The organism is Haloferax namakaokahaiae, from assembly GCF_042663225.1.
Lineage (GTDB): Archaea > Halobacteriota > Halobacteria > Halobacteriales > Haloferacaceae > Haloferax > Haloferax namakaokahaiae.
Genome location: NZ_JBHTAA010000005.1, coordinates 494423 through 519687, shown reverse-complemented (window position 1 = coordinate 519687; position 25265 = coordinate 494423). Strand labels below are relative to the sequence as shown.

Below are 25265 nucleotides of genomic sequence, written 5' to 3'. Positions count from 1 at the left end.
ATGGGTTGTCCTGGTTCGCCCAGGTGCTCGTGCTCTCGTCTGTGTTGGCGCGAGCAACGTTCTTGCGCGCCACGGAGTTCACACGTCGCCGCGACTTTCTCAGCCGAACTGCTCGTTGAAGCGGTAGATGTCTTGGTCGATACCCGCGACGATGAGTTCGTCGTCCACGCCGATTCTGAAGTCCGGACCGATTTCGGTCAGGAGCGAGCCGTCGCGTTTGACGGCGATAATCGTACAGTTGGTCTTCGCGCGAACGTCCGCCTCGGCGAGCGTCTTTCCGACCAGTTTCTCGGCGTGCGTTCGGACGAGTTCGATCTGTGACTGCGGGGCGATGACCTCCTCGTCGAGCACGGTCGAAGCGAGCATCCGACCCGCGACCGTCGAGAGCGCGAGGACGTAGTCCGCTCCCGCGCGGTAGAGTTTGGCGATGCTCTCGGTCTCGTTGGCGCGCGCGATGACCTCCGTCTCCTCGGAGACGCGTTCGGAGACGAGCGTTGCGAACACGGCCGTCGTGTCGTCGTTGAGCGCGAGCAACACGCCACGGGCCTCTTTGACCCCCGCTTCGATGAGCGTCTGCGGGTCCGTCACGTCGCCGACGATATCGACGCCGGGTTTGTCTTCGAGGTCGATGACGACGTGCGGGACACCAGCGCCCGCGAGCGTTTCGGCCGCCGTCGAGCCAACTTCGCCGTAGCCGGCGATGAGTATCGCCCCGCGACGGAATCGACGCGCAGACGAGAGCGTCAACTCGCGGAGTTGCTCCAGTTGCTTCTCGCGGCCGACGACGAGCAGGATGGTGTGTTCGTCGATGACTGCATCGGGAGCGGGCGGAGAGACGAACTCCCCGGAGAACCACGCGCCGATGACGTTCGCCCCGGTCAGGTCGGCGATGCCGCTGTCGGCGATGCGTTTGCCTTCGACGGGACTGCCGCGCTGGACGAGCATCTCTGCGACTTCGAAGTCTTCGCCAATCTCGACGGCGTCACCGAGTTCGGTGCTGACAGAGGTGGTCGCCTTCCCGGCGAGGCTCTCGCCGAGGAGTCGCCGCGGCGAGACGACGGCGTCCGCGCCGGCGTAGCGGTGGTAGTCGGCGACGTGGGGGTCTTCGATGAGACTGACGACGCGGCAGTCCGGCGCGGCCTGTTTCGCGGCGAGGATGATGCTCGCGTTCGTCTCGTCGTCGTCGTCGGCGACGATGGTGAGCGCCTCGCTCGCGTTCGCGGCCTCCAGCGCTTCGACCGACTCGGGTTCGCCGTGGACGACGGTGTAGTCCTCGGCGTAGAGTTCTTCGGCCACGTCGCGGTCGGCCTCGACGATGACGTACGGCACGTCCATCGATTCGAGTTCGTCCACCAGTGCGTCGCCTCTCGGAGTGAACGTACAGATGACGACGTGCTCGGCGAGCGCCGACGACGTGGGCGGGTCGGTCCGCAACGCGTCTTCGACGAGGGGGACGAGAAACAGTGGCAGTGCGAGAAAGACGGTGACCACACCGGTCAACTGCATCACAATCGAGAGCGCGAGTAGCGGCGGCGTTTCCTCCCAAACGCCCGCCTGTTCGCCGTACCCAGTCGTCGTGAACGTCTCGACGACGACGTGGAGCGCCTGCAGGAACGTCGTCGTCTCGTTCGTGAAGTAGCCGAGCGCCCACTGATAGACGATTGCGTAGAGAAGAATCGCGGTCGCTGCCGCCGCGAGGTATCGCCCGAGGTTTCGTTTCGTCTTGGACAACCCCGGTCCGTCGCCCGAAATAGACATACACTCGTCTTCGGCCGTCGCCGTCTAAAAGACCTCTGCCGAACGACAGGGCGTATGAGTCGTCGCCGGGATGCTGGGCTCGCAGTCGCCGCGGCGGTTCCGCTCGCGTTCGCCATCGCCGTGCTCGACTCACCAGTCCGACCAACCGCGATTGCAGTCGGTGTCGTCGGAACGCTCCTCCTCGAAGCGGTGTTGCAGTTGGACCGTGACCGAGTGCGAACGGTCTGGGAGCGACGGCGCGTCCAAGCGACCACGCTCGTCGCTGGCGCGCTCTTGGTCCTACTCGGCGTGTTTCTACTCGGCCAACAGGTTCTCGTCGCCGTGTTCGGCGGACTCGTGACGTACCTCTGCCTGCTCGCCGTGGTGTGTCTCCGAGAACGCGCGAGCACGAGGTGAGGCGGCTCCGAAACCCATCAACGGGACAACGTTTAACAACTTTCCACGCGCGGATTGTGCATGAATATTTCTACCCGTGCGGCCATCGCTATCGTCTGTGCGGGGGCGCTCGTTCTCTCGGCCGTCTTCGGTGGGTCGTATCTGGCGCTCGCCGCGCCGCTCTCTGGCGGTCTCTACGCGTCGGCAACCGCAGGTGCCGAAGAGGTGCAGAGTCCCTACGGCGAGGCGACCGTCTGGTACGACGACGACGGCGTTCCGCACGTCGAGGCCGACTCCGAGGAGGCGCTCTACTACGCCGTCGGCTACGTCCAAGCGCAGGACCGACTGTTCCAGATGGACCTCCAGCGCCGCCTGATTTCGGGACGACTCTCCGCCGTCGTCGGCAACTCGACTATCGAGTCGGACCGGTTCTATCGAAGCCTCGACTTCGAATCCGCCGCGGAAGCGTCGTGGCAGTCGGTGCAGGGAACCGAGGTCGGCGCACCAATCGAAGCCTACAGCGCTGGCGTGAACGCTTACGCCGACAGCCGACCGCTCCCACCCGAGTACGCGATGGTGGACGCCGAGTTCGAGGAGTGGCGGCCGGTCGATACGCTGTTGGTGGGAAAACTCATCTCGTGGCAACTCTCGGGGTCGTTCGCCGACCTCCGGCGTTCGACGGCCGTCTCCCGACTCGGTCCCGAATCGGCGGCACTCTACCCTGACGCGCTCGACCACGACGTGCCGAATATCCGCGACTCGGCCGACTCGGACGCGACGCCGTTCGACCCGCAAGCCATCGCCAATGGTTCGTCTTCTGCTTCCACCTCGGCGTCGCTCGACGGCGACTTCCGCGCGCTCGCCGACTGGACCGACGCCTACGACAAAGACCCGGTGTACGGGTCGAACAACTGGGTCGTCTCGGGCGAACACACCGCCTCGGGCGCGCCGCTGCTCGCCAACGACCCGCACCTCTCGCTCACTGTTCCACCAATCTGGTACGAGATGCACCTCTCGGCCGCCGAGATGGACGTTCGAGGCGTCGGCTTCCCCGGGATTCCGATGGTCGTCATCGGCCGGACCGCCGACGCCGCGTGGAGCGTGACCAACGTCGGCGGCGACTTCACCGACCTCTACACCTACGAGACGCGCGACGGCGGGTACGTCTACCAGGGCGAAGTCCGCGAGTTCGAGACGGAGACGGAAGTCATCGAAGTCGCGGGCGGCGACGACGTGCCCATCGAGGTTCGGAAGTCGGTCCACGGCCCCGTCGTCGAACGCGACGGCGCGATGGTCGGCGTCGCGTGGCCCGGATTCTCGGCGACGAACGAGTCGCTCGGCGTCTACAAACTGAACCACGCGGAGTCGGTCTCGGAAATCCGTGACGCGCTCGAAGTGTGGGACGTGCCGGCCCAGAACTTCGTCGCCGCCGACCGCGCTGGCAACACGCTCTACTACCCGGCCGGGAAGTACCCGATTCGGGTGACCGACGGCGAGGTCGTCCGCGGAGACACCGTGTTCGACGGCTCTGCGGGCGAGGGCGAGTGGCGCGGCTACGAACCCTATGGCCGCTCATCGTGGGACGGCTTCGTCCCCTTCGAGTCGATTCCGCACGTGGACGACCCCGACGTACTCGCCACCGCCAACCAGCGCACCATCGACGACCCGGGGTTCTACGTGGGCACGTCGATGACCTACGCGGACCCCTACCGCGGCCAGCGAATCTACGACGAGTTGGACGCCGCGGCTGTCGAAGGTGAGATGACCGCCGAGACGATGCGCGAACTCCAGCGCGACGTTCGCTCCGAAGCGGCCAAGGAATTCGTCCCGTACGCGACCGACGACGCGGCCGTTTCGCAGATGTCCCCCGGCGCGCAGGAACTCGCCGCAGAACTGGATGGCTGGGACTACGGGATGCGGGCAGAGTCGCGCGCCGCGCTCGTCTACCGAATCTGGCTCGAAGAGTTCCAGAACGCGACGTTCCACGACGAGTTCAGTGCCGAAGGACTCGACGAGTCGTACTACCCGCGACTCTACACCCTCCAGACGCTCGACGCGGAATCGCCGTGGTTCGACGACCGAACGACGTACCCCGCGACGGAAACCCGCGCCGACGTGGCCGCGCTCGCAATGAACCGAACCGCCGAGCGCATCGAAGAGAAGGGGTGGGAGACGTACGGCGACTACAACACCCTCGACATGAACCATCCGTTCGACCGCGCGTTCCTGAACTACCCCGAGCGACCGATGGACGGGTCGGCGTTCACCGTGTTCAACTTCCGGTCGTCGGATTCGACGCAGGCGGGCAGTAGTTGGCGCATGGTCGTGGACTTCTCGGCCGACGACGACTCCTCGGGTGTCATCCCCGGCGGCCAGAGCGGCGTCGTCTGGTCCGACCACTACCACGACCAACTCGACGAGTGGGCGCTGGGCGAGTACAAACCGCTCACGCTGGACCGACCAACCAAGTCCCCGGACATCGTCTTTCGGAGTGACCAATGACGCTCCTCTCCGAGATACGAACCGGACGGTACGCCGAACTCGCGCTAGTCGCCGCAACCGTCGTCGGACTCGCCGCATCGACAGTACACTGGTCGGGACTCGTCCTCGGCGGCGTCCTCGTGGGCGTGCTCGCCACGTCAGTCCGCCGAGCCGTCGTCTCCGGTCTCACCTTCGGCGGCCTCTCGATTGCCTTACAGACGGCGCTGGTGTGGCGCAGCGGCGGACTCGACGCGTACTTCGAGATGGGCATCATCCTCGTCTTGAGCGTCGCCATCGGGTTCGCGCTGCCGATGCTCGGCGCAGTCGGGGCGCGCGCCGTCACTCCCGATGGATAGCACTCGCGTCTCACTGCTCGCGGCCGGCGTCGGTGGGGTTGTCTCGACGGCAGTCGTCGCGGTCGCTCTCACACGCGTGGTGACGCTCGGCGATGCACTCGTGTGGCTTGCGCTCGCCGGCGTGTTGGTGCTCCTCCTCGTCGGCTACACGAGCGTCTTCGCCGACGAAAATCACACGCCGGGCACGCAACAGCGATACGACTGGATTGGATTGCCGACCACGATTACGCTCTTCCGCGGAACGATTGTCGCGTGGGTCGGCGGCGTCGTCGCGCTCGTCTTGGTTGGAGCGCCATCGGCGCGCTTGGCGTGGTTCGCGGCGCTCGGCTACGGACTCGCGGCCGGGTTGGATTCGGTCGATGGTGCGCTCGCCCGGCGGACGAACCGCGTGACCGCGCTCGGCGCTCGTCTCGATATGACCGTCGATGCGGTCGGTCTGTTGGTCGCCTCGGTCGCGGGCATCGTTCTCGGGCAGCTCCCGTGGTGGTACCTCTCGGTCGGTGTCGCTCGCTACGCCTTCGTCGCCGGACTCTGGTGGCGAGCGCGAACCGGAAAGCCGACGTTCGACCTCCCGCCGCGAGAGTCTCGACGCGTGCTCGCCGGTCTTCAGATGGCGTTCGTTCCGCTCGCACTCGCGCCGGGTGTCGCCGACCAGTGGATTCCCGAACTGGCCGCGCTCGCCGCTGGCGCGTTGCTCCTCGGCTTCGCTCGTGACTGGCTGTACGTCTCTGGCCGACTCGGGGAATCGACACGCCAGAAGAAGCCCGCGCCGACGGACGAGTGAGTTGAAAAGACTCGCTCAGTCGAGTTGCGCGAGTACGTCCACGTTGTGGGCGATGTAGGTGAGCGACTCCGTTTCGAGTTGCCGGTGGCGCGTCCTGAGCCACGAGTCGAGGTCGGTCTGAAACTCGTCGTCTTCGATGCTCTCGCCGTCCACACCCGCGTTCCCCGTCTCGGTCAGCGATTGCTCGACGAAGTGGAGAATCTGGTCGAGGAAGGCCGGGGCGTGGTCGTCGTACGGCGGGTGAACGACCCAGTCGGACCCGCCCGCTTCGACGAGCGACAGACCAGCCGAAGTGAACGCCGAAAAGAGGTCCGAGCCGGTCGTCGAGCCGTTGTGGTCCTCGGCGCGCATCGTCTCGTGGTACGCGTCGAGGATTCGGTCGTCGGCTTCGTGGGCCGGCCGGAACGAGGTGTGGCCGTCGAACGTAATCGGCGCGTAGACCAGCCCGCGGTCGGTGAGTCGAGAGACGAGCGATTCGGTCGCCCGCTTGAGTGGCAAGAGGTCGAAGACGGCGTGGGCGATGACGAGGTCAAGCGCGCGCGGGAGGAGTGACGTGGCATCGAACAGGTCGCCGGTGATGTAGGTGAGTTCGACGCGGCGGCCGTGACGCTCGATTCGAAAGCCGTTCTTCGTCGGGGTCGCTTCCCAGCCAGCCGCGGGTGCCCAGCGTGCGAACGCCGCGGCCGCGCGGTCTGCCAAGCCCTCTTGCTTGTCCACCATCACGAACTTGATGTCGTCGTGCGAGTCGAAGACGCCCCACGAGAGGAGTCGCCGGCACATCGCGCCCGTTCCGGCCCCGACCGAGACGACTCGAAGCGGCTTGCCCGGTCGTGACTCCGCACGGGCTTCGAGCAGGTCGTTGAGCCGGGCGAGCGTCGGACGATGAAGCGCGTGGTCGTCCACTGGCTCTTTCGCCTCGAGATAGCGGACGAATCGTTCGTCGTGGCGTGTCACGACCAAGTTGTCTCAGGGGGGTGCCATAATTATTCGCCCCCATCGCCGACGAGACAGAATACTCGGACCATTAGTTAGTAATTAAACACTATTGAGAGGATTTTCCGCTGAGACGAGCAAATCGCCCGGAAACTATTTGATTCGCTTACGGAGATTTATGCCCAAATGGATAGCGAGATTATCGACGCGGTGACTGGGTGGGACTCCGCACCGGCCGGCCGTGGCTACGCGGGCCTCCGGGAACTCGCAGACAGCGGCTTCACCGGTGCCGTCGTCACCAACCTGACGTGGAGCTTCATGCTCAACGGACGGTTGCTCGGCGTGTTCGACGGGACCATCGAGGACTTCGACGACGCATCGTTCGAGGCGCATCGAGCGCCCGACCCGTCTCTGCCACTGCTGTACGCGATGATGGAGACGGGCGGCGAGACGCGCGCGCAGTACTACACGGAAGATACGCCGCTCTCCGACGCCGACAGTACGCTCAAAGCGGGGGGCTTTACGGGCTACATCGAGCTTTCGGAGAACGTGTTATCCGGCGACTACTACGTCGTCTATCACGGTGGCAAGTCGCTGAGCGCGGCGTACGTCGGAAACAGCCGACGCCTCATCACCGACGACGAGGCGTTCGAGCGTGCGAACGACGAGATTGGCATCTACAACGTCATCGACGTTGACCTCGATATCGTCGAGATTCCGGACGCCGAAGCGGAACCCGAGTCAGCGCCTGCTGCAACACCGGCCGCTGACGACGGTTCGAGCGACGAACCCGAAGCCGAGGGTGAAGTCGAGACGACGACTGAATCTGAACCGGAGACGCCCGAGTCGGCACCCGAGACCACCGACGAACCGGTCGAAGTCGCCGAAGCGGAACCGTCCGCCGCAGAGACATCGTCTGCCGCAGATACATCGTCCGCTGTCTCTGAGGAGTCGGCAGACGTCGTCACGGAGGCGGAACCGACGACCGCAGAACCGACGACCGCCGCGCCGGACTCCGAGTCTGCACCGGAGACCGTTACTGCGGCGTCTCCAGCGGGTGCTTCGTCCGATTCGGTGGCAGAATCCGAACAGTCCGAAGGCGACGGCTCGGACGTGTTCTCCGCAGAGGCCGAGTGGCGAAACGCCCGTTCGATTCCGTCACTCGACCCCAAGAGTACGGCCGGAGAGTCCGTCAAGAAGCGAAAGAAACGGACCAGTAAGTCGGCGACCGGACGAAAGCGCTCGGCGAAAAGCCGAACGCAATCGCAGGATGCCAAACAGACCCAGCCCCAGCGCACTCGAACCCGACAGCGGACCCAGTCGAAGCAGTCCTCGCAGGCGTCGAACGGTGCGCAGTCGGGCGCCCTGAGAGAGAAACTCACGGCGGTGACCGCCGAACGCGACAAACTCGAATCGCAGAAGGAGTCGCTCCAACAGAAACTCGAACAGACGCAGGCGGAGAACGAGCAGCTCGAAGCGCGAGTCGCCGACCTCGAAGCCGAAATCGAACGACTCGAATCCACGCTCGCCGACATCGACGTACACACCGCCGACGAGACGATGGGTGCCGACGAGGCACTCCGCGGGACGAACCTCTTCGTTCGCTACAAGCGGAAGGGCGAGGCGACGCTCGAAAAGGCCCACCGCGGGCAGGTAAAGCGAGACGAACTGCTGGAGAACCTCCGGTTGGAACACCACACGACGTTCGACACCGAGTCGCTGAGCGTCGATGGCCAACCCTACGAGGAGTTCCTCCACGCGACTGCCGAATTCGGCTTCGCCAAGTGGGTCGTCACCGACCTGCTCTACGAGATTGGCGAGACGGGCAACCGCTCGGAACTCGCGGGAGTCTTCAACTCGATTCCGGAAGTTGACCGCGTCGAACTCTACGGCTCCGTCTCGATTCCGCTCGGCGACGAGGGCGACAGCGAGACGCGGCGCTTCGACGTCATCTTCCGCGACCAGATGGGCGAACCGCTGTTCGTCGCCAACATGAACGACTCGCGCGACCCGGCGACCGAGTCGATGGTTCGACAACTCATCAAAGACTCCAAGGCCGTCGCGGAGTCGGGCGACACCCTCGGGTCTGCGTTCGTCGTGACAAAGAGCTTCTTCGAACCGGAGGCGCTCGAAGCGACGGCCGCCGAAACCGGCGGTGGACTGCTGAGTCGGAGCAAGCGCAAGAGCTTCGTGAAACTCTCTCGAAAGCAAGGCTATCACCTCTGTCTCGTCGAAGCACGGAGCGGTGAGTTCCACCTGAACGTCCCCGACATCTGAGCCGGAGCGGCGTTTTCGAATTCGTCTCGTCTTCTCTCGTCTGCGAGTGACGACGCTCACCGTCACGACTCGGCGCACGTCGTTTTCACTCGGCGAACGGTTGGGTCACACGGGAGAAAAGAGAAATCCCGTGCTACTGCTGCGGGGAGAGACAACCGTTCGGCGGTCGAATCGACCCGACAACCCGGTTCGTCCCGTTGACCGGACCTTCTCGACGTGAGTTGCGTATCTGTGTCAACGAAGGCACCCGTACAATCAGGATAGAACGACCGCGTCTTTGGGAGTTAGTTTTCGATTTCGGCTGCTTCTTCGATCTTCATCGATTCGAGCTTGGAGACAATCTCGTCGAGCTTTCCGTCGAGTTCGTCCACGAACTCTTGGGTGCGCTCGGTCGTGATTGCACCTTGGCTGGAGGGCTCGATAAGGTTCTCTTCTTCGAGAACACGGAGCGAGTAACGAACCTTGTGGTGTGGGTAACCGGTTTCGTTGGACATCTTCACGATGCCAATCGGTTCGCTCTCGATGACCATCTTCAGGACCTGAAGGTGGCGCTCCAACATATCGACTTCCTTCTCAAGTCGGTCTATCATGCCATTTGTTAACTCTTCTTGGGAGAGTTTAAGCCTTGCCCTCTTCGGGTGGCGAAAAAGATGATACCTCGTCTTTACCAGAGGTGGTAATTAACCGTTGTGTTATCTTCGGACATGGTGATGCGCGTTTGTCCCATATTCGGGCGATAGTGTGTCCATAAGTGTGCACGAACTTGTACCACTCTTCGCCGAGGACCGTAATCTGTTTAGTGTGCCGCGGGGAACGGCCGACGTATGACTGTTACCATCGTCGGTTCACAACTGGGCGACGAGGGCAAAGGCGCGCTCGTTGACCTTTGGGGTGGCGATGCGGACGTCGTCGTCCGTTATCAGGGCGGCGACAACGCCGGCCACACCGTCGTCGAGGGCGGAGAAGAGTACAAACTATCGCTCGTCCCGAGCGGTGCCGTCCGCGACAAAATCGGCATCCTCGGTAACGGCTGTGTGGTCAACCCGCGCACGCTCTTCTCGGAGATAGACGACCTCCGCGAGCGCGGACTCGACCCCGACGTGCGCGTCGCCAAGCGCGCTCACGTCATCATGCCGTACCACCGACGCCTCGACAACATCGAAGAGGAGGCGAAAGCCGACTCCGACTCCGACCTCGTCGTCGGCACGACCGGACGCGGCATCGGCCCCACCTACGAGGACAAGGCCGGCCGCCGCGGCATTCGCATCGGCGACCTGCTCGACCCCGACGTGCTCCGACAGCGTCTGGAGTACGTCGTCCCGCAGAAGCAGGCTCTCATCGAAGACGTGTACGGTCTCGAAGCGGGCGAGGAGTGCGACGTCGAAGCGCTCGTCGAAGAGTACTCCGAGTTCGGTCGCCGACTCGCTGAGAACGACATGGCGGTCAACTGCGGCGACTTCCTCGCCGAGCGCCACGAGGCCGGCGAGAACGTGATGTTCGAGGGCGCACAGGGAACGCTCATCGACATCGACCACGGAAGCTACCCCTACGTGACCTCCTCCAACCCGACCGCTGGCGGCGCGTCCACCGGGTCCGGTCTCGGGCCGACCGTCACCGGCCGCGGCGAAGTCGTCGGCATCGTCAAAGCTTATCTCTCGCGCGTCGGCGAAGGCCCGATGCCGACCGAGTTGAAGGGCGACGACCGAGACGAGGAACTCGCGGACTTCATCCGCGAGAAGGGCGGCGAGTTCGGCACCGTCACCGGTCGCCCGCGCCGCATCGGTTGGCTCGACATCCCGATGCTCCGCCACGCAACCCGCGTGAGCGGCTTCACCGGCATCGCCGTCAACCACCTCGACGTGCTCGCCGGACTGGACGAAATCAAGGTCGGCCACGCCTACGAACTCGACGGCGAAGAGCGCCTGACGCTGCCCGCGACGACCGAGCGCTGGGCCGAGTGCGAACCCGTCCTCAAGGAGTTCGAACCGTGGCCGGAAGTCGATTGGTCCGAAGTCGCCGCGGAGGGCTACGACGCCATCCCGGCCAACGCACAGGACTACCTCGACTACCTCACCGAAGAACTCGACGTGCCCGTCTACGCCGTCGGCATCGGCCCGGACCGCGAGCAGACCGTCGAACTCGCAAACCCGTTCGATAACTGAACCGCTGACTCTCCTGACGACGACGGGTCGTCGGGCAGAACCCGTACGTTTTTAGCCCGTCCTACCTACGAATCTGACAATGAAAGAATCCCTGATGGACATCCTCTGTGACCCACTCGACAAGAGCGAGTTGACCCTCGAAGTCGATGAGCGCGACGGAGACGAAATCGTCGAAGGACGACTCATCGGGACGGTCACGGGTGAGGTGTACCCCATCGAAGACGGCATTCCGAACCTCCTGCCCCCGGACATGCGGGACGCCTGACCACCTGAACGTTTTTCTACTTTCACTTCGAGCGTCGAAGTGTGTCGAACGAGCCGCTCACCGTCGAACTGAACGAGGAGCGCCCGCACGACCTCTCAGTCGAGACTTCGTTTTCGACGACGGACACGTTCGCCGTGGTGCTGAAGAACCACGGCCAACCCGTCCACGTCCACCTCAATCTGGACGACGCACTCTCGCAAGTGGCGACGCTCTCGACCGGCAATCACTACATCGAAGGTGACGAAGAGAAAGCCGTCGAGATATTCGTGACTCCCGTCCAAGAACCGGTGAGCGGGACGTTGAAAATCGTCTCCGGCTACGGTTCCGAGACGGCTACTGTCAATGTCGAAATCACCCCCGGACCGGGGTCGAAACCCGGCGTCGATATCGACGACACGCTCACACAGCCGGGTGGCGTCGAACCCCAACCGACGGGTTCCGAGCGCGCACTGGCCGCCGTGTCGGCTATCGACACCGGCGTCCTCCCGCTCGTTCTCCTCGCCATCGTCGCGTTGGCGCTCGCCGCCGGCGTCGCCAGCGCCTTCGACAGCCTCGCAATCTCACTCGGGGCGGGAGTGGTCGTCCTCGGCGTCCTCACCGGACTCGCCCTCGCTATTCGATAGAAGAAGAGAGAGGAGAGGGGAGGAGAGGACCGGAGAGAAGCGAAGCAAAGGCGAGCGCGTTCTATTCGTCGTCGGTCGGAACCCCGCAGAGGTTTCCGTCCTCGTCGAAGCGCTTTGCCCGGAAAAAGCGCGTCCGATACCGATTCGCGCCCTCGTAGATGTCCGCTTCGCGTATCTCGTCGATTCGGCCCTCGGCGACGGCGTCGATGATGGCTTCGACCTGCTCTTTCTCCGACGGCGTCAGGTCGAACTCGTAGGTCCGTGTCTCCTCGGCTTCGAGTCGCGTCCACTTGCGCGAAGCGGCGATGACGACCGAACAGGGTTCTCGGCACGGGAACGCGCCGTCGCCGCCGTCCGCGTCGAGGTCCGTCTCGTCGTCGTACTGCCACTCGCGCCGCTTGACGCACTGCGAGTCGTCACACGTGGCTTCGGCGACCCACTCGACGTGCTCGTGGCCCTCGCCGCGGTTCCACGTCTGGACGACGCCGTACATCCCCGTCTGCCGGCCGATAGCGTCCTCCCAGTGGACCACGTCGAGTTCGCCCTCGCGCTCGCGGTACCAGTTCGGCACCGACGCCGGGTAGAACGTCTCGACCGTCTCGACCACGTCGCGGGCGTCGAGGTCGGGGAACACCCAGCCACCGGCGAGGTTCGCACCGGACTTCAGCGGGCGATAGCGTCCCTTCTCGTCGTACGTCGCCAGTTGCCGGGCCGCCAGCGGGTCGTGGTAGGCGTCGAGTTCGTCGGCCGCGTGGTCGGCGTCGGCGTCGGCGACGTGCCGAACGTCGTAGACGCGCTCGCCGTGACCCGCGTGTTCGACCGAGATTCGAAGCTGCCCCCACTCGTGGCTGATGCCGTCGTCGAGGGCCTCGTATCGCGCCGCCAGCGGCTGTTCTCCGACGCCTTCGAGCCACTGCAAGAAGGCGCGACGATGCGGGGTTCGTTCGCCGACGACCTCGCTCCAGAAGTACCAGTCGAGAGCGAACTCGTCGGCGTGAGATTCGAGTGCCTCGCGGAACGCGGACTCTGTGAGCGAGTCGTACGTCGCCTCGGGCGTGACGAGTTCGTACGTCTCACCCTCGGCGGCGACTGCGAACTGTTCGTGTTCGATACCGTCGTGTGCGGCTTCGACCACCGCGTCGATGTGGTGACTCACGTTAGTTCTCCTGCGTGGTTCGGGTCAGTTCGCGGACGACTTCGAGCGCGTCGCCGATGTCGGCGCCTGCCTCCGCGGCGCGTTCGAGCACCACGTCGGCCATGAGTCCCTCCGTCCCGACCGCGCCGGCGTACCAGATGCGGTGGCCCTCGACTTCCGTCGGTACGTCGTACCCCGTCCGGTAGTCGTCGGTCAGCCCCATGTCCTCCGGAATGTCCTCTTGGGTGTGGAAGCCGTCGGCGATAAACAGCGGGACGACGACGATATCCTCCGAGTCGAAGTAGTCGGTCACGTCGTCCACTTCGGGTTCTTCGTCCATGTAGAGCGCCCGCACCTCGTCGAAGCGGTCCATCGCGTCGATGCGGCCGGCGTGGTATTCGATTGCCTTCGCGGAGTTCTCGTTGCGCTCGGTTCCGTGGCCGACGACGGCGAGTCCGAACCCCTCGCCGACGTTCGGGTCGCCCGTCACCGTCTCGGCGCGGCGGACGATGACGTCGGTCATCGCTTCGTGGGTTCCGACGGGACCGCAGTAGTGGACCGTCTTGTCGGGCACGTCGGTCGCCGGGAGCGTGACGTGCGATGCGGAGAGTCCGTCGGAGTCCCAGTCGGCCACGTCCCAGCCGTCGAGTTTGAGTTCGCGGGGGATGACCTGCTCGGTGAAGTAACCCTCGCTGATGAAGAGCGGGACGACGAACACCTCGTCGGCCTCGACGGTCCGGAGCACCTCGGCGATGGACGGTTCTTCCTTCCAGAAGCCGGTTCGAACCTCCTCGAACGCGCCGACTTCCCTAATCGTGTCGGCGTGGTCGTAGGTGGGCGTGCTCGAATCCGGGTTGAGATGTGACCCGTGCGCCACGATAACCAGCGCTTGCATGTCCGGGCGTTGTGAGGGAGTCGCCTTATGGACTTCGCATCTCGGAAAGGAATCTTAGCATCGAACCAAAACGCGTTCGTACCTCGTTCAGTTTTTCACCCGTCGCTTCGGCGGCGACGAGAGAACTTCGGCGACGACGAGAGAATTATTTCGCTCGCCGACAACACCCGACCATGTCTCTCGCCGCCGATGCCCGCGATGCCGTCAGAAAACGACCGTTCCTCTTGGCCGCGCTTCGCGCTGGCGTGGTCAACTACTCGGCCGCGGCCGCGTATCTCGATATCGGCGACGAGGAGACCGTCGCCGCGGCGCTTCGGCGCTTCGCCGCCGACCTCCCCGAGTTGGAAGCGGCGAGTCACGACGCCACGGTCACGATGCGAAGCGGCATCGGCCTCGTCGGCGAAGACGTGGACGACCCGGACGGCGAAGCCGTGCTCTCGGTCTCCGGGGTCGAACTCGCGCCCAGCGGGCCGCTGACCGCGATTATCGCCGAGGGCGAGGTCGATGCGAAACTGCTCGGCGTGGTTCTCTCGCGGCTCGCCGCCGAGTCGGTCGTCGTCGATGCCGCGGGTGTCGCGGGCGACGCGCTCCTCGTCGTCGTCCCGCGCCGACAGGGAGCGACCGCGCTCCAAATCGTCGAAGATGCGGTGGATGTCACGTACGTCTGAGAGGTGTGAGTACGCCCCGACTCGACGCTCGAAAAGATTCGTCGCGGCGAGGCGGACCGTCCGGACTGGACGGAGTAACCAAGCGACGACCCGTCACCTCTGCGCCGTCAGGCTGTTTCTCGATGCTGCGTTCCGACGGGTTGAAAATGGAGGCGAGTGTAGCAACGGGCGATGACGCTGTCCGTGACCAACACCCTGACGGGAGAACGCGAGGACTTCGAGCCACGACGAGACGACGACGTGTTGCTCTACGTCTGCGGACTGACGGTCTCGGACGACGCCCACCTCGGTCACGCCCGCCTCTGGATGCACGCCGACATCATGCACCGATGGCTGGAACACGAGGGCTACACCGTCCACCACGTCGAGAATTTCACCGACGTGAACGAGAAAATCGCCGCCCGAATCGGCGAGGACGAACTCGGCGAGGACGAAGCTTCGGTCGCAACGCACTTCATGAGCGACGTGATTCGGGACATGCGCGGTCTCAACCTCAAGCGCGCCGAGGTCTATCCCCGCGTCACCGAACACATCCCCGAGATTATCGACCTCATCGAGACGCTCATCGAGCGCGGTCACGCCTACGAGTCGAACGGGTCGGTCTACTTCGACGTCTCCACGTACGACGACTACGGCAAACTCTCGAATCAGAAGGTCGAGGAGTTGGAGGCACAGGGCGAAGAATCGGAGCGTTCCGAAAAGCGCAACCCGACCGACTTCGCGCTCTGGAAGGCCGGACCGGTCACGCCAGAGACCGCGGCCGAACACCGCAACCCGGACCTCGAACCCCTCACCGACCCGTGCGGCCAGACGTGGGAGTCGCCGTGGGGCGAGGGCCGACCCGGCTGGCACATCGAGTGCTCGGCCATGTCGATGACGCACCTCGACGACACCATCGACATCCACGTCGGCGGCCGCGACCTCGTGTTCCCGCACCACGAGAACGAAATCGCGCAGTCGGAGGCCGCGACGGGACAGCAGTTCGCCAACTACTGGCTTCACGTCGGACTCCTCCAGACCGACGGCGACAAGATGAGTTCCAGCCTCGGCAACTTCTTCTACGTCGCGGACGCGCTCTCGGAGTTCGGTCCCGACGTGGTTCGGACGTTCTACCTCTCGACGGCCTACGGGTCGGAACAGACCTACTCCGAGGAGACCATCGCCGAAGCCGAAGAGCGCTGGGAGCGACTCGAACGCGCCTACGAGGCGGCCGTCGAGGCCTGCGATAGCCCCGACGCCCGGACGAAGGTCGAAGCCCCGGACCTCCGCGAGACGCTCGACGAGGTCCGAGAGAACTTCACCCGCGCGATGAACGACGACTTCAACGTCCGCGAGGCGATGGCCGAACTGCTCGGTCTCGCCAGCGCCGTGAACCGCCACGTCGCCGACGCCGACGAGTACGACTACCGCGCGCTCCACGAGGCTATCGACCTGTTCGAAGACCTCGGCGGCGACGTGTTCGGTCTCTCCTTCGGCGACGGTGGCGAGGGCGGCGACGTGACCATCGCCAACGACCTCGTGCAACTCGTCCTCGACGTGCGCGAGCAAGAGCGCGAGGCGGGCAACTACGAACGGGCCGACGCATTGCGCGACGACCTCGACGCGCTCGGCGTGGAAGTAGAGGACGGCGACGACGGCGCGACGTTCCGGTTCGAATAGGTTCGAGTAGTCGCGCGAACGACTACGAGAACGAGAACTGAACCACGGCGATTTCCGGGTGGTCCTCGACTGGACCGTCCGCGATTCCCAACTCCCGAGCGGCGAGTCTGTGGCCGTCTGCGTATCGTCTGAGCAGGGAGCGTTTTCGCTCGTCTTCGACGACTTCGCCGGTCACACTGCGTCGGTGCCCGCGATACCAGACGAAGCAGTTCATCGGTCGCCGAAAGTTCTTCCACCAGTTGCTCTCGGCTTTCGGCGTGACGACGACGAGCGAGGGGCCGACTCGTTCGTAGGCGACGGGGAAGGTGTATCGTCTCCCGCTCTTCGGGCCGAGATAGGTAACGAGTATCGTCCATCGACTGGCGACGTGATGGAGTGGTGATTGGAGCACGCGGCGGAGGAAGGGGTTCATCACCCGCTGTTCGAGCGTTCGTTGCGTTTCCGAGACCCGAGACTTGGACGCGGCGGCAGAAGCCATACCAACCTGTACGCGTGCTGTCGTGAAAACTCTCGCCGGTGCCACCTCTCGCCCGTCTCACATCGTAAACAGGTGCGAGTCGTCCGGAACGTCGAAGAGACCCATTCGAACCCCCGCATCGAGCCAGCCGTAGCCGTAGGAGAACGACGCCAGCGCGTTCACCCAGTCGTCGTCCGCCTTGAAGTGTCGGCCGTCGCCGAGGTAGGATTCGGCCATCTCCAAGCAGTCGGCGGCGGCGTCTCCGAGCGGTGTCTCCTCGGGGACGGCCTGGACTGCCTCGTCGAGCGCGTCGGCGAGCATCCGTTCGTACCGGTTCGTCTTTTCTTCGAGGTCGGCGGCCATGCAGTGACGTGCGAGGGGGACGGATACTGGTCTTTCGCTCTACCGGTGCCGTGAGAGGTATGTGTGTCACTGTGTGGGTGTGATGTCCCACTGCTCGCAATACAGCGCAAGCTTAAGGCAAGTCTATCGCAAACGAGGGGATAATGACAACCGACGCTGAGTCCTTCGTCGAGCATCGGAAGCTCATCATCGCCGGATCGGGGATTTCCGGGCTTTCGGCCGCGATTTACGCCGCTCGCTCCAACAACGAACCGCTCGTGTTCGAGGGCGACGAACCCGGCGGCCAACTGACGCTCACCACCGAAGTCGAGAACTATCCGGGCTTCCCCGAGGGAATCTCCGGGCCGGAACTCATCAACAACATGAAACAGCAGGCCGAGCGCTTCGGCACCGACGTACGCCACGGCATCATCGAGAACGTCGATGCCAGCGAGCGTCCCTTCACGGTCACGATGAAGAACGGCGACGTGTACACGACGGACGCCATCATCGCGGCCTCCGGCGCGTCCGCCCGAACGCTCGGCATTCCGGGCGAGGAGAACCTGATGGGCTACGGGCTTTCGACCTGTGCGACCTGTGACGGCGCGTTCTTCCGCGGCGAGAAAATCATGGTCATCGGTGGCGGCGACGCCGCTGTCGAGGAAGCCAACTTCCTCACAAAGTTCGCCTCCACGGTCTATCTCGTCCACCGCCGCGAGGAGTTCCGCGCCGAAGACTACTGGGTTGACCGCCTGAACGAGAAGGTCGAAGCGGGCGAAATCGAACTCATGCTCAATACCGAGGCGACCGAACTCCACGGGTCGCCCGAGGAGGGCGTCGAACACGTGACGCTCGTCCGCAACCCCGAGGGCCACCCGACGGACAAACTCGACGACCCCGAGACCGAGGAGTTCGAGTTCGACGTGGGCGCGGTCTTCTACGCGATTGGCCACACGCCGAACGCGGACTACCTCGAAGGAACCGGTGTCCAGCGCGACGCCGACGGCTACATCATCGCCAAGGGCGGCGACGGCGGCAATCAGACGGCGACGGACGTGCCCGGCATCTTCGCCGCGGGCGACGTGGTGGACTACCACTACCAGCAGGCCGCGACCGCCGGCGGCATGGGTGTGAAAGCAGCCCTCGACGCCGACGACTACCTCGAAGACCTCGAACGCGAGGAGAAGCAGGCCGCCGCGAGCGCCGCCGAGTAAGGTCTCGCTCGCTCACTGGGTTTTCTCCGCGATTCCCTCCACGCGATTCCCACATTTTCAGCGCGCGAGAATCGAAGCATTCGATTTATCCCACGACCAAGAACCGTCTAGTGATGACCGAACGGTTCTCTCGTCGGACGTTCCTCCGTGCCACCGCCGCATCGACTGGACTCGCGCTCCTCGCAGGCTGTACCGGCGGGGCGAGTTCTGGCGACCAATCGGGCGGCGGCAACGGCGACGAGTCGGGCGGGGACGGCGGCGAGAGTCGAGACAAACCGTCGTTCGACGGCTGGTTCGACCGAACGCCCAACTACGACGGCGTGCACGACCACACCGGCGAGGACTCTGTGACGGTCGAAGTCGGTACGGGCAACGGCTACCTCTTCGAACCCGCGGCGCTGAAGGTCTCGCCCGGTACGACCGTCGTCTGGGAGTGGACGGGCGCAGGTGGGACGCACAACGTCCAAGAGAGAGATGGGAAATTCGAGTCGGAACTCTCCGCGGCGGAGGGCTTCACGTTCGAGCACACCTTCGACGAGACCGGCGAGTACAAGTATCGCTGTGTCCCGCACGAGTCGCTCGGGATGGTCGGCATCGTCGTCGTGGAGTAGTCAAAATCGTCGCCGGTCGGTCGGTTCGCGTATCGAGCAGTTAGATTCGTTCTTCGTCGCGGTACTTCGGCTGTGGGCCGTCGAGCGCCATCAGGTACTCGTTGAGGAGCGTCGGGAACGCCCGCCCGCGGAGGTTCCGCAGGCCGAAGTCGGCGGCCCAACTGATGATACCGGTGTCTTCGGTGACGACACCGGCGTTCAGTTCGCGGGCGAGAATGAGCAGGTCGAAGTCCTCGCGCGAGTCGAGGACGCCCTGTCTGAGCGCGCCCCGGTAGTCGTCGCGGAGGTCCGAGATGACCTTGTCAATCTCGGACATCTTCGCCCCGCCGTCGGCTTTTCGCTTCGACTCCTCTGCCTTTCGAACCGCCTTCTCGGAGACGCGAAGCCCGCGATTGACGCGCTCGGACATCTCGTCGATAAAGCGGTAGACGATTTCGGCCGGGATGTACACCTCGAAACGGTCGGGGTGCTTCTTGATGACCCACGTATCGAGTTTGCCGAGTAACTCCTCGGAAACCCCGCGTTCGCGGAGGATTTGGACGAGTTCGTCCGCGATGGACGGCGGCATGTAACACGAGATGTTCAAGTCGAGTCTGGCGGCCGCAATCGTATCGAGGAGGCGCTCGACGGCCTCTTCGAAGCTCTCGTCGTCGTCTCTGATTTCCTCGGACAGAAAAAGGGAGGTGTCGAGCACGAATCGCTGTTTCAAGGGGTACTCGGCCATCTGGTGAGTGTTCGTAGCCAGAGAATATGACGTTTCCCCGTGTTCCGGGGTTCTTCGTGTCGAATTTCCAAGAATCGGCGTTGGAGTTGGATGGAGAGTGACGGCTCAGAACAGCGGGTCGAGCGCCTCGGCACCCGAGTGGACGAGTTCGTCGAGTGCGGTGCCGCTCGTCTCTTGTTTAGCGAGCATGTTGCGCTGTGCTTCGATAGCGACGGCCTGTAGGCTCTTGACGCGGGGGACGTTGTACACGCCGGAGAGGAGGACGACCGCGCCGAGGAAGTCGGAGTTGACGGGGTAGTCGCCGCCGCGAATCTCCATCGTGCCGGTCTCTTCTTCGAGCCACGTCCGGGCGCGTTCGATGCCGCGGCGGGAAATCGCGTTCGGCTGGCCGGCGACGATGACGAGTCCGCGCTCTGTGCTGCTGATGTCGCAGGGGAGCGTGAGCCGACCGAGTGCGGCGCGGCGAACCAGACTCGTCACGCGGTTGGTCGAATCGCCGTCGTCGATATCGTCGGAGTCGCTGGTGAGCCGAGCGAGGAGACCGCGTTTCGGGCGGTCGATTTCCACCGAGGCGTAGCCAATCGTGGAGATGCCGCCGGTGCTGAGGGTGTTGATGATTTCGGAGGCGTCTACGACCGATTCGGCGACGGACCCGCCCTCGGAGACTTCGCCAGCGCCGAAGAGGATGCCGAGACGTCGAGCGAGTTCTTCGTTGAGCGCGCGGTAGCCGGATTCGACCGACTCGCCGGTCTTTCGCCACGCGTCGTTGTCGAACAAGAGGAGGTTATCGACCTCTTTGACGAACGTCTGGAGCGAGCGGGCGGCGTTGAGGGTGTAGATGCCGCCTTCGTCGCTGGCGGGGAGGACGCCGAGTCCGTACACGGGTTCGGTGTAGATGTGGCTGAGTTCGCGCGCGATGACTGGTGCGCCGCCGGAGCCAGTGCCGCCGCCGAGTCCCGCGACGACCATGAACGCGTCAATCTCGTGGATGGGGAAGTTATCCACCATCGCCAGCACGTCGCCCACGTCTTCGGCGGTCACGTCGGCACCGAGCGAGTTGTCCGCGCCGACGCCGTGGCCTTTCACGCGGGCGAGACCCACGAGCACCTGCCTGGATTCGGGGATGTTCTGTAGCCCTTTGAGGTCTGCGCGCGCTGAGTTGACCGCGACCGCGTCAACGATGTAGCCGGTTCGGGTTCGCCGGTCGTATTCGACGAGCGAATCGACTATCTTTCCGCCTGCCTGTCCGACGCCGATGAGTGCGAGTTTCATTGTTGTACTCCTCCGAGAAAGTCAACCAATACAACGTGTTTACCCGCCATTGGTATGGCCCGAATAACCCGGTCTGAAACCGGTTATACGGAGGATTGCGTTTTCGACTCGTCGTCGTCACTACTGCCATCTGTCGGCCGATTCGACCGCTCGCCGAGCGAGTCGCAGGCGAGTTCGCCGACGACAGAGAGCACCGCACTCGGTTTGACGACGGTTCCTCGCTCGCGGAGTCGGTCGTAGACGGCCGCGCCGTCGTCGCCGGCGTAGTTCCGCTCCGAGAACGGCCGCTCTTCGACGAGGACGAGGCGGTCGGCCGACAGGGCCGCTTCGAGGTTCGAGAGGTTCCCCTCGCCGACTTCCACGTCCGCGACGACACACACGTCCGCGTCTTCGATTTGGGCTCGAACGGCGTCCTGTGCCGCGCCATCGACGGGCGCGTATGGTGGGACGGTCACGAGGTCAGCGCCGACGCGCCGGGCCACTTCGGTGTCCGTGTCGCCCTCGTTGAGCGCGCCCGCGGAGAGTCCGTACCCCGCCGCCGAGAGGAGGTGGAGGGTTCGCGCCGCGGTTCCGCCGCCGCCGATGACGTGCACACGGCCGCTTCCTTCAGTGGTCGGGTCGGGGAGCGCGGTGACGTACACCGACCCGGTGACGGGGTGCCGCGAGACGATTGCTTCGGCGTCGAACGCGCTTCGGAGGTTCGACTCTGTGAGCACCGTCGCTGGGTCGCCCGCCGAGAGCACCCGGCCGCCCGAGAGGAGCACCAGCACGTCGCAGTAGTGCGCCGCGAGGTTGAGGTCGTGAATCGCGGCGATGGCCGTCGTCCCGTCGCCCACGAGGTCGGTGACGAGTTCGAGGGTCCGCACCTGATGGTTGATATCGAGGCTGGCGGTCGGTTCGTCGAGGAGCAAGACGGGCGTCTCCTGTGCCAGTGCGCGGGCGATGAGGGCGCGCTGGCGTTCGCCGCCACTGAGTTCGGTGATCGGGCGGTCGGCGAGTCGTGCGACCGAGGTTCGATTCAGCGCCGACTCGACCGCGCGTTCGTCGGCGTCGGACCACCCATCGAACCGCCCGCGGTGCGGCGTCCGACCCATCTTGACGACCTCTCGGACGGGGAAGTCGAAGGTGACCTTCGTCGTCTGCGGGACGGTCGCAACGACTCGACTGGTCGCCTTCGAAGAGAGCGCGTGAACGTCTTCACCGGCGATAGTGACCGACCCGCGAGCGGGCGAGAGCGCGCCGTTGAGCGTTCGGAGGAGCGTCGTCTTCCCCGCGCCGTTCGGGCCGATGAGGCCGACGAACGTTCCCTCGTCGATAGTGAGTGAGACGCCGTCGAGGACGTCGTGGCCGCCGAGCGAGACGGCGACGTCGTCGAGGTCGATTGCGGTCGGGCCGTCGAAGGGACCGCGTTCGGTCATATCGAGTGCACCTCCCGCGTGCGGAGCAGATAGAGGAAGAAGGGCGCGCCGAGCGCCGCCGTGACCACGCCGACCGGAATCTCGGCGGCACCGGAGCGCGCGATGGTGTCGGTGAGGACGAGGAACGACGCGCCGGCGAGCGCCGACGACGGAATCAGAATTCGATGGTCCGGCCCGACGATGAGTCTGAAGATGTGCGGGACGACGAGACCCACGAAACCGATGACACCCGAGACGGCGACTGCCGCGGCGATGACGATGCTCGCGGTGGCGAGGAGGAGTCGCTTGGTTCGTTCGACTTCGATGCCGAGCGCGTGGGCGTCTTCCTCGCCGAGCAAGAGGATGTTCAGGTCGCGGGCGTGCGCGAGGAGAACGGCGAACGGAACCGGAAGCAAGAGGGCCAAGAGCACGACCTCGTCCCACGTCGCTCCCGAGAGGTGGCCCATGAGCCAGAAGACGACCTGATTGAGGCTCTCGCCAGCGTGTAAGAGCATAAAGGAGATGACCGCGCCGAGGAAGGTCTGGACCGCGACACCCGCGAGTAGAAGGGTTGCGACCGGCGTCCGACCGCCCTCGGTGGCGAGCGAGTAGACGACGAACGCGGTGACGATAGCCGACGCGAACGCCGCGCCCTGGAGACCGAACGGAAACGCGAGCGGGAAGACGAGCGTCGCCACCGCGCCGACGGCCGCGCCCGACGAGACGCCGACGATAGAGGGGTCGGCCATCGGATTTCTGAAGAAGCCCTGCATGACGACGCCAGCGGTGGCGAGCGCCAAGCCGACGAGCGCGGCCAGCAGGATGCGCGGGAGGCGCACGGAGGCGACGATGATGCGTGACGAATCGGGAACAGAAGCGGCGAAGACGGACGCGTACTCGACGCTCGGGGCGGGAATCGACCCCAGGACAGGGAGGACGACCGCGCCGCGGAAGGAGACGCCGACCGGCACCACGAGGGAGTCGAGTAGTATCGCGGCGACCGTGCGCGGCGGGATGGCGACGTGGCCGATTCCGGCGCTAACGACGACCACAGCGGCCAAGAACGCCGTCAAACCGACTGTCCACGACACGGCCCGCGTCCGAACGTTCATCGAACACAACCGCGCTTTCATTAGGTAAATATTTATTGAACTATCGTTGATGGCACAGATATGTTCAGACGATTCGTGGCCATCCTCATCGCCGCCACGCTGATACTCTCCGCCGCGCCGGTGCCAGTCGCGGCGACGGCACAGGCCGACCAGTGTACCTTCCCGACGACGTTCACCGACGCGACGGGGTCCGAGATTACGATTACCGAGGACCCCGAGCGCATCGTGACGACCAACCCGAGCGCCGCCCAGACGATGTGGGAGATTGGCGCGCGAGAAGAGGTGGTCGGCGTCTCGCAGTACGCGATGTACCTCGACGGCGCGAGCGAGAAGACGAACGTCTCCGGTTCCGGCGGCGTGAACGTCGAGGCCGTCATCGGTCTCGAACCCGACCTCGTGCTCGTCCCGAACACGACGTACATCGCGGAACCCGACAAGGTCCGGCAACTCCGTGATGCGGGCTTGACCGTCGCCGTCTTCGAATCCGGCGACTCGCTCACCGGCGTCGCAGACAAAGTCGAGCGCGTCGGGGCCATCACGGGCAACTGCGAAGCGGGTGCCGAACGCGCCGACGAGATGCGCACCTCCATCGAGAACATGGAGCGCGCACTCGACGGCGTCGAGCGACCGGTCGGCCTCAACTCCTTCTTCGGCTATACCTCCGGTTCCGGCACGTTCATCTCCGACGTGATGACGCACGCTGGGCTTCGAAACGGGGCCGCCGAGGCAGGCATCAACGATTGGGGCCAGATTAACGACGAACTCGTCGTGACGATGGACCCCGAGTACATCGTCATCCCGTCGCACGCGCCAGTTCCGAGTGGCCCGGCCTACAACAGCACGACCGCAATTCAGGAGGGCAACGTCATCGTCGTCGATGCGAACAACCTCCAGCAACCCGCGCCACGCGCCATCGACGCCTCGGAGACGATTCTGGAGGCGGTCCACCCCGACGCCTACGAGCGATACCAGCAGTTGCAGAACGAGTCGGCGACGGCCGAGACGACGAGTGATGCGACGACCGAGGACGAGACGATGACTGACGAACAGACGACGGAACCCACGGATTCGACGACCGAAGCGCCGCAGACCACCTCCGAGAGCGAGTCACCCGGATTCGGTCCCGTCGTCGCCCTCGTCGCGCTCGCGGCAGTCGCGTTCGTCGCTCGCCGCCGGTAAGCAGCCTCGTTTCTCTCCGTCCTTTCGGTCGCGCAGACCATAACCGTATTACGGTCGGGTTGCCGACACACACGCATGGTCGAGAACGTCATCTATCCCGCGTACCTCGATGCCGCCTACTCGCGGAGCGACGGGCGACGGGTTGCCGCAGACCTCGCGGTCGAAGAACCGACCGTGGACGAGATTGCGAAGGCCGTCGGCCAGGTCGGCTACGACGCCATCATCGAGCGCGACAAGCGCTACTCCCGCGAATACGAGACACGCGGGCGCGTCCTCGTGAACAACTCCGACGACGCGACGAAGAACGACATCGTCCAGGCAGTCGCCGCCTACGTCGGCATCCTGCGGGACTGATGCAACGCATCGGCACCGTCTCGCGGACGGCACAGGGACTCGCCATCGTTCGCCTCGCCGACGAGACGTATCCGGATATCGGCACCATGGTCATCGACGAATCGCTCTCCACTGTCGGGCGCGTCGTGGACGTGTTCGGGCCGGTCGAGCGCCCCTACGTGGCGATTACGCCCACCTCGGGGACGCCCGCCCGCCTCGTCGGGACGAAACTCTACGCCCGGTAGTAAGCGCA

26 protein-coding genes are annotated in these 25265 nt (G+C 64.6%); 15 read left to right on the top strand and 11 right to left on the bottom strand.

What is annotated here, in order from left to right; translation table 11 throughout:
• Positions 1–99 precede the first annotated feature (99 nt).
• Positions 100–1758 (bottom strand): potassium channel family protein, encoded by a 1659-nt coding sequence (locus tag ACFQJC_RS10195; RefSeq protein WP_390223225.1) that lies wholly within the window; start codon positions 1756–1758, stop codon positions 100–102.
• Between the two features lie 54 nt (positions 1759–1812).
• On the opposite strand from ACFQJC_RS10195, the gene ACFQJC_RS10190 reads away from it, so the two are divergent.
• The 4 genes from ACFQJC_RS10190 to ACFQJC_RS10175 are packed head-to-tail and all read left to right on the top strand — an operon-like array spanning position 1813 to position 5754.
• Positions 1813–2154 (top strand): hypothetical protein, encoded by a 342-nt coding sequence (locus tag ACFQJC_RS10190; protein ID WP_390223224.1) that lies wholly within the window; start codon positions 1813–1815, stop codon positions 2152–2154.
• Between the two features lie 60 nt (positions 2155–2214).
• On the top strand, positions 2215–4635 hold the full coding sequence (locus ACFQJC_RS10185; RefSeq protein ID WP_390223223.1) for a penicillin acylase family protein: 2421 nt from the start codon (positions 2215–2217) through the stop codon (positions 4633–4635).
• Positions 4632–4970 (top strand): hypothetical protein, encoded by a 339-nt coding sequence (locus ACFQJC_RS10180; RefSeq protein ID WP_390223222.1) that lies wholly within the window; start codon positions 4632–4634, stop codon positions 4968–4970. Before ACFQJC_RS10185 ends, ACFQJC_RS10180 begins: the two co-directional genes overlap by 4 nt.
• Positions 4963–5754 (top strand): CDP-alcohol phosphatidyltransferase family protein, encoded by a 792-nt coding sequence (locus ACFQJC_RS10175; protein WP_390223221.1) that lies wholly within the window; start codon positions 4963–4965, stop codon positions 5752–5754. The genes ACFQJC_RS10180 and ACFQJC_RS10175 overlap by 8 nt, the downstream gene beginning before the upstream one ends.
• Before the next feature lie 15 nt (positions 5755–5769).
• Here the strand turns inward: ACFQJC_RS10175 and ACFQJC_RS10170 are convergent, their stop codons facing one another.
• The gene (locus tag ACFQJC_RS10170) at positions 5770–6708 is read right to left on the bottom strand and encodes an SAM-dependent methyltransferase (protein WP_390223220.1); all 939 of its coding nucleotides are present in this window, start codon (positions 6706–6708) and stop codon (positions 5770–5772) included.
• Positions 6709–6873: 165 nt separating this feature from the next.
• Here ACFQJC_RS10170 and ACFQJC_RS10165 point away from each other — a divergent pair, with 165 nt between their 5' ends.
• Positions 6874–8964, top strand: coding sequence for a DUF7527 domain-containing protein (locus ACFQJC_RS10165; RefSeq protein ID WP_390223219.1), 2091 nt, complete (start codon positions 6874–6876; stop codon positions 8962–8964).
• A 284-nt stretch (positions 8965–9248) separates the two neighbouring features.
• Here the strand turns inward: ACFQJC_RS10165 and ACFQJC_RS10160 are convergent, their stop codons facing one another.
• Positions 9249–9554, bottom strand: a complete 306-nt coding sequence (locus ACFQJC_RS10160; protein WP_390223218.1) for a hypothetical protein — start codon at positions 9552–9554, stop codon at positions 9249–9251.
• Positions 9555–9788: 234 nt separating this feature from the next.
• Here ACFQJC_RS10160 and ACFQJC_RS10155 point away from each other — a divergent pair, with 234 nt between their 5' ends.
• From ACFQJC_RS10155 to ACFQJC_RS10145, 3 genes are all read left to right on the top strand, one after another.
• Positions 9789–11126: an adenylosuccinate synthase gene (locus ACFQJC_RS10155; protein WP_390223217.1), complete on the top strand. Its 1338-nt coding sequence runs from the start codon at positions 9789–9791 to the stop codon at positions 11124–11126.
• 79 nt (positions 11127–11205) lie between these two features.
• A complete protein-coding gene (locus ACFQJC_RS10150; protein WP_390223216.1) occupies positions 11206–11391 on the top strand; it encodes a methytransferase partner Trm112 in 186 nt (61 codons plus the stop codon).
• 41 nt (positions 11392–11432) lie between these two features.
• Positions 11433–12014 carry a DUF7524 family protein gene (locus ACFQJC_RS10145; RefSeq protein ID WP_390223215.1) on the top strand — a complete coding sequence of 194 codons (582 nt, stop codon included), beginning with the start codon at positions 11433–11435 and terminating at the stop codon, positions 12012–12014.
• 61 nt (positions 12015–12075) lie between these two features.
• Here the strand turns inward: ACFQJC_RS10145 and ACFQJC_RS10140 are convergent, their stop codons facing one another.
• Positions 12076–13170 carry a DR2241 family protein gene (locus ACFQJC_RS10140; RefSeq protein WP_390223214.1) on the bottom strand — a complete coding sequence of 365 codons (1095 nt, stop codon included), beginning with the start codon at positions 13168–13170 and terminating at the stop codon, positions 12076–12078.
• A 1-nt stretch (position 13171) separates the two neighbouring features.
• Positions 13172–14044 carry a CbiX/SirB N-terminal domain-containing protein gene (locus tag ACFQJC_RS10135; RefSeq protein ID WP_390223213.1) on the bottom strand — a complete coding sequence of 291 codons (873 nt, stop codon included), beginning with the start codon at positions 14042–14044 and terminating at the stop codon, positions 13172–13174.
• A gap of 173 nt (positions 14045–14217) precedes the next feature.
• On the opposite strand from ACFQJC_RS10135, the gene ACFQJC_RS10130 reads away from it, so the two are divergent.
• Complete coding sequence (locus tag ACFQJC_RS10130; RefSeq protein ID WP_390223212.1) at positions 14218–14712, top strand: DUF7523 family protein; 495 nt, start codon at positions 14218–14220, stop codon at positions 14710–14712.
• Positions 14713–14883: 171 nt separating this feature from the next.
• On the top strand, positions 14884–16371 hold the full coding sequence (cysS, locus tag ACFQJC_RS10125; protein ID WP_390223211.1) for a cysteine--tRNA ligase: 1488 nt from the start codon (positions 14884–14886) through the stop codon (positions 16369–16371).
• 22 nt (positions 16372–16393) lie between these two features.
• On the opposite strand, the gene ACFQJC_RS10120 is transcribed toward cysS, so the two are convergent.
• Both ACFQJC_RS10120 and ACFQJC_RS10115 read right to left on the bottom strand, forming a co-directional pair.
• Positions 16394–16849, bottom strand: a complete 456-nt coding sequence (locus ACFQJC_RS10120; RefSeq protein WP_390223210.1) for a hypothetical protein — start codon at positions 16847–16849, stop codon at positions 16394–16396.
• Positions 16850–16906: 57 nt separating this feature from the next.
• Positions 16907–17191: a DUF357 domain-containing protein gene (locus tag ACFQJC_RS10115; RefSeq protein ID WP_390223209.1), complete on the bottom strand. Its 285-nt coding sequence runs from the start codon at positions 17189–17191 to the stop codon at positions 16907–16909.
• Between the two features lie 143 nt (positions 17192–17334).
• On the opposite strand from ACFQJC_RS10115, the gene ACFQJC_RS10110 reads away from it, so the two are divergent.
• Both ACFQJC_RS10110 and ACFQJC_RS10105 read left to right on the top strand, forming a co-directional pair.
• Positions 17335–18384 carry an NAD(P)/FAD-dependent oxidoreductase gene (locus tag ACFQJC_RS10110; RefSeq protein ID WP_390223208.1) on the top strand — a complete coding sequence of 350 codons (1050 nt, stop codon included), beginning with the start codon at positions 17335–17337 and terminating at the stop codon, positions 18382–18384.
• 113 nt (positions 18385–18497) lie between these two features.
• Positions 18498–18995 carry a halocyanin domain-containing protein gene (locus ACFQJC_RS10105; RefSeq protein ID WP_390223207.1) on the top strand — a complete coding sequence of 166 codons (498 nt, stop codon included), beginning with the start codon at positions 18498–18500 and terminating at the stop codon, positions 18993–18995.
• 40 nt (positions 18996–19035) lie between these two features.
• Here the strand turns inward: ACFQJC_RS10105 and ACFQJC_RS10100 are convergent, their stop codons facing one another.
• The 4 genes from ACFQJC_RS10100 to btuC form a co-directional block, all read right to left on the bottom strand.
• The gene (locus ACFQJC_RS10100) at positions 19036–19719 is read right to left on the bottom strand and encodes an RNA ligase partner protein (RefSeq protein WP_390223206.1); all 684 of its coding nucleotides are present in this window, start codon (positions 19717–19719) and stop codon (positions 19036–19038) included.
• Positions 19720–19824: 105 nt separating this feature from the next.
• Positions 19825–20991 carry a tubulin/FtsZ family protein gene (locus ACFQJC_RS10095; protein WP_390223205.1) on the bottom strand — a complete coding sequence of 389 codons (1167 nt, stop codon included), beginning with the start codon at positions 20989–20991 and terminating at the stop codon, positions 19825–19827.
• Between the two features lie 83 nt (positions 20992–21074).
• On the bottom strand, positions 21075–22409 hold the full coding sequence (locus tag ACFQJC_RS10090; RefSeq protein ID WP_390223204.1) for a heme ABC transporter ATP-binding protein: 1335 nt from the start codon (positions 22407–22409) through the stop codon (positions 21075–21077).
• Entirely contained in the window at positions 22406–23500 is a 1095-nt protein-coding gene (gene btuC / locus ACFQJC_RS10085; RefSeq protein WP_390223203.1) for a vitamin B12 ABC transporter permease BtuC, read from the bottom strand. The genes ACFQJC_RS10090 and btuC overlap by 4 nt, the downstream gene beginning before the upstream one ends.
• Before the next feature lie 60 nt (positions 23501–23560).
• On the opposite strand from btuC, the gene ACFQJC_RS10080 reads away from it, so the two are divergent.
• From ACFQJC_RS10080 to ACFQJC_RS10070, 3 genes are all read left to right on the top strand, one after another.
• Complete coding sequence (locus ACFQJC_RS10080; protein WP_390223202.1) at positions 23561–24679, top strand: PGF-CTERM-anchored ABC transporter substrate-binding protein; 1119 nt, start codon at positions 23561–23563, stop codon at positions 24677–24679.
• Positions 24680–24754: 75 nt separating this feature from the next.
• Positions 24755–25033, top strand: a complete 279-nt coding sequence (gene srp19 / locus ACFQJC_RS10075; protein ID WP_390223201.1) for a signal recognition particle subunit SRP19 — start codon at positions 24755–24757, stop codon at positions 25031–25033.
• Positions 25033–25257: an H/ACA ribonucleoprotein complex subunit GAR1 gene (locus ACFQJC_RS10070; RefSeq protein ID WP_390223200.1), complete on the top strand. Its 225-nt coding sequence runs from the start codon at positions 25033–25035 to the stop codon at positions 25255–25257. Before srp19 ends, ACFQJC_RS10070 begins: the two co-directional genes overlap by 1 nt.
• The last annotated feature ends 8 nt before the right edge of the window (positions 25258–25265 follow it).

Coding starts and splice junctions, on each gene's coding strand:
- ACFQJC_RS10195 (WP_390223225.1), bottom strand. CDS start 1,758: ATGTCTATTTCGGGCGACGGACCGGGGTTGTCCAAGACGAAACGAAAC.
- ACFQJC_RS10190 (WP_390223224.1), top strand. CDS start 1,813: ATGAGTCGTCGCCGGGATGCTGGGCTCGCAGTCGCCGCGGCGGTTCCG.
- ACFQJC_RS10185 (WP_390223223.1), top strand. CDS start 2,215: ATGAATATTTCTACCCGTGCGGCCATCGCTATCGTCTGTGCGGGGGCG.
- ACFQJC_RS10180 (WP_390223222.1), top strand. CDS start 4,632: ATGACGCTCCTCTCCGAGATACGAACCGGACGGTACGCCGAACTCGCG.
- ACFQJC_RS10175 (WP_390223221.1), top strand. CDS start 4,963: ATGGATAGCACTCGCGTCTCACTGCTCGCGGCCGGCGTCGGTGGGGTT.
- ACFQJC_RS10165 (WP_390223219.1), top strand. CDS start 6,874: ATGGATAGCGAGATTATCGACGCGGTGACTGGGTGGGACTCCGCACCG.
- ACFQJC_RS10160 (WP_390223218.1), bottom strand. CDS start 9,554: ATGATAGACCGACTTGAGAAGGAAGTCGATATGTTGGAGCGCCACCTT.
- ACFQJC_RS10155 (WP_390223217.1), top strand. CDS start 9,789: ATGACTGTTACCATCGTCGGTTCACAACTGGGCGACGAGGGCAAAGGC.
- ACFQJC_RS10150 (WP_390223216.1), top strand. CDS start 11,206: ATGAAAGAATCCCTGATGGACATCCTCTGTGACCCACTCGACAAGAGC.
- ACFQJC_RS10135 (WP_390223213.1), bottom strand. CDS start 14,044: ATGCAAGCGCTGGTTATCGTGGCGCACGGGTCACATCTCAACCCGGAT.
- ACFQJC_RS10130 (WP_390223212.1), top strand. CDS start 14,218: ATGTCTCTCGCCGCCGATGCCCGCGATGCCGTCAGAAAACGACCGTTC.
- cysS (WP_390223211.1), top strand. CDS start 14,884: ATGACGCTGTCCGTGACCAACACCCTGACGGGAGAACGCGAGGACTTC.
- ACFQJC_RS10120 (WP_390223210.1), bottom strand. CDS start 16,849: ATGGCTTCTGCCGCCGCGTCCAAGTCTCGGGTCTCGGAAACGCAACGA.
- ACFQJC_RS10115 (WP_390223209.1), bottom strand. CDS start 17,191: ATGGCCGCCGACCTCGAAGAAAAGACGAACCGGTACGAACGGATGCTC.
- ACFQJC_RS10110 (WP_390223208.1), top strand. CDS start 17,335: ATGACAACCGACGCTGAGTCCTTCGTCGAGCATCGGAAGCTCATCATC.
- ACFQJC_RS10105 (WP_390223207.1), top strand. CDS start 18,498: ATGACCGAACGGTTCTCTCGTCGGACGTTCCTCCGTGCCACCGCCGCA.
- ACFQJC_RS10100 (WP_390223206.1), bottom strand. CDS start 19,719: ATGGCCGAGTACCCCTTGAAACAGCGATTCGTGCTCGACACCTCCCTT.
- ACFQJC_RS10095 (WP_390223205.1), bottom strand. CDS start 20,991: ATGAAACTCGCACTCATCGGCGTCGGACAGGCAGGCGGAAAGATAGTC.
- ACFQJC_RS10090 (WP_390223204.1), bottom strand. CDS start 22,409: ATGACCGAACGCGGTCCCTTCGACGGCCCGACCGCAATCGACCTCGAC.
- btuC (WP_390223203.1), bottom strand. CDS start 23,500: ATGAACGTTCGGACGCGGGCCGTGTCGTGGACAGTCGGTTTGACGGCG.
- ACFQJC_RS10080 (WP_390223202.1), top strand. CDS start 23,561: ATGTTCAGACGATTCGTGGCCATCCTCATCGCCGCCACGCTGATACTC.
- srp19 (WP_390223201.1), top strand. CDS start 24,755: ATGGTCGAGAACGTCATCTATCCCGCGTACCTCGATGCCGCCTACTCG.
- ACFQJC_RS10070 (WP_390223200.1), top strand. CDS start 25,033: ATGCAACGCATCGGCACCGTCTCGCGGACGGCACAGGGACTCGCCATC.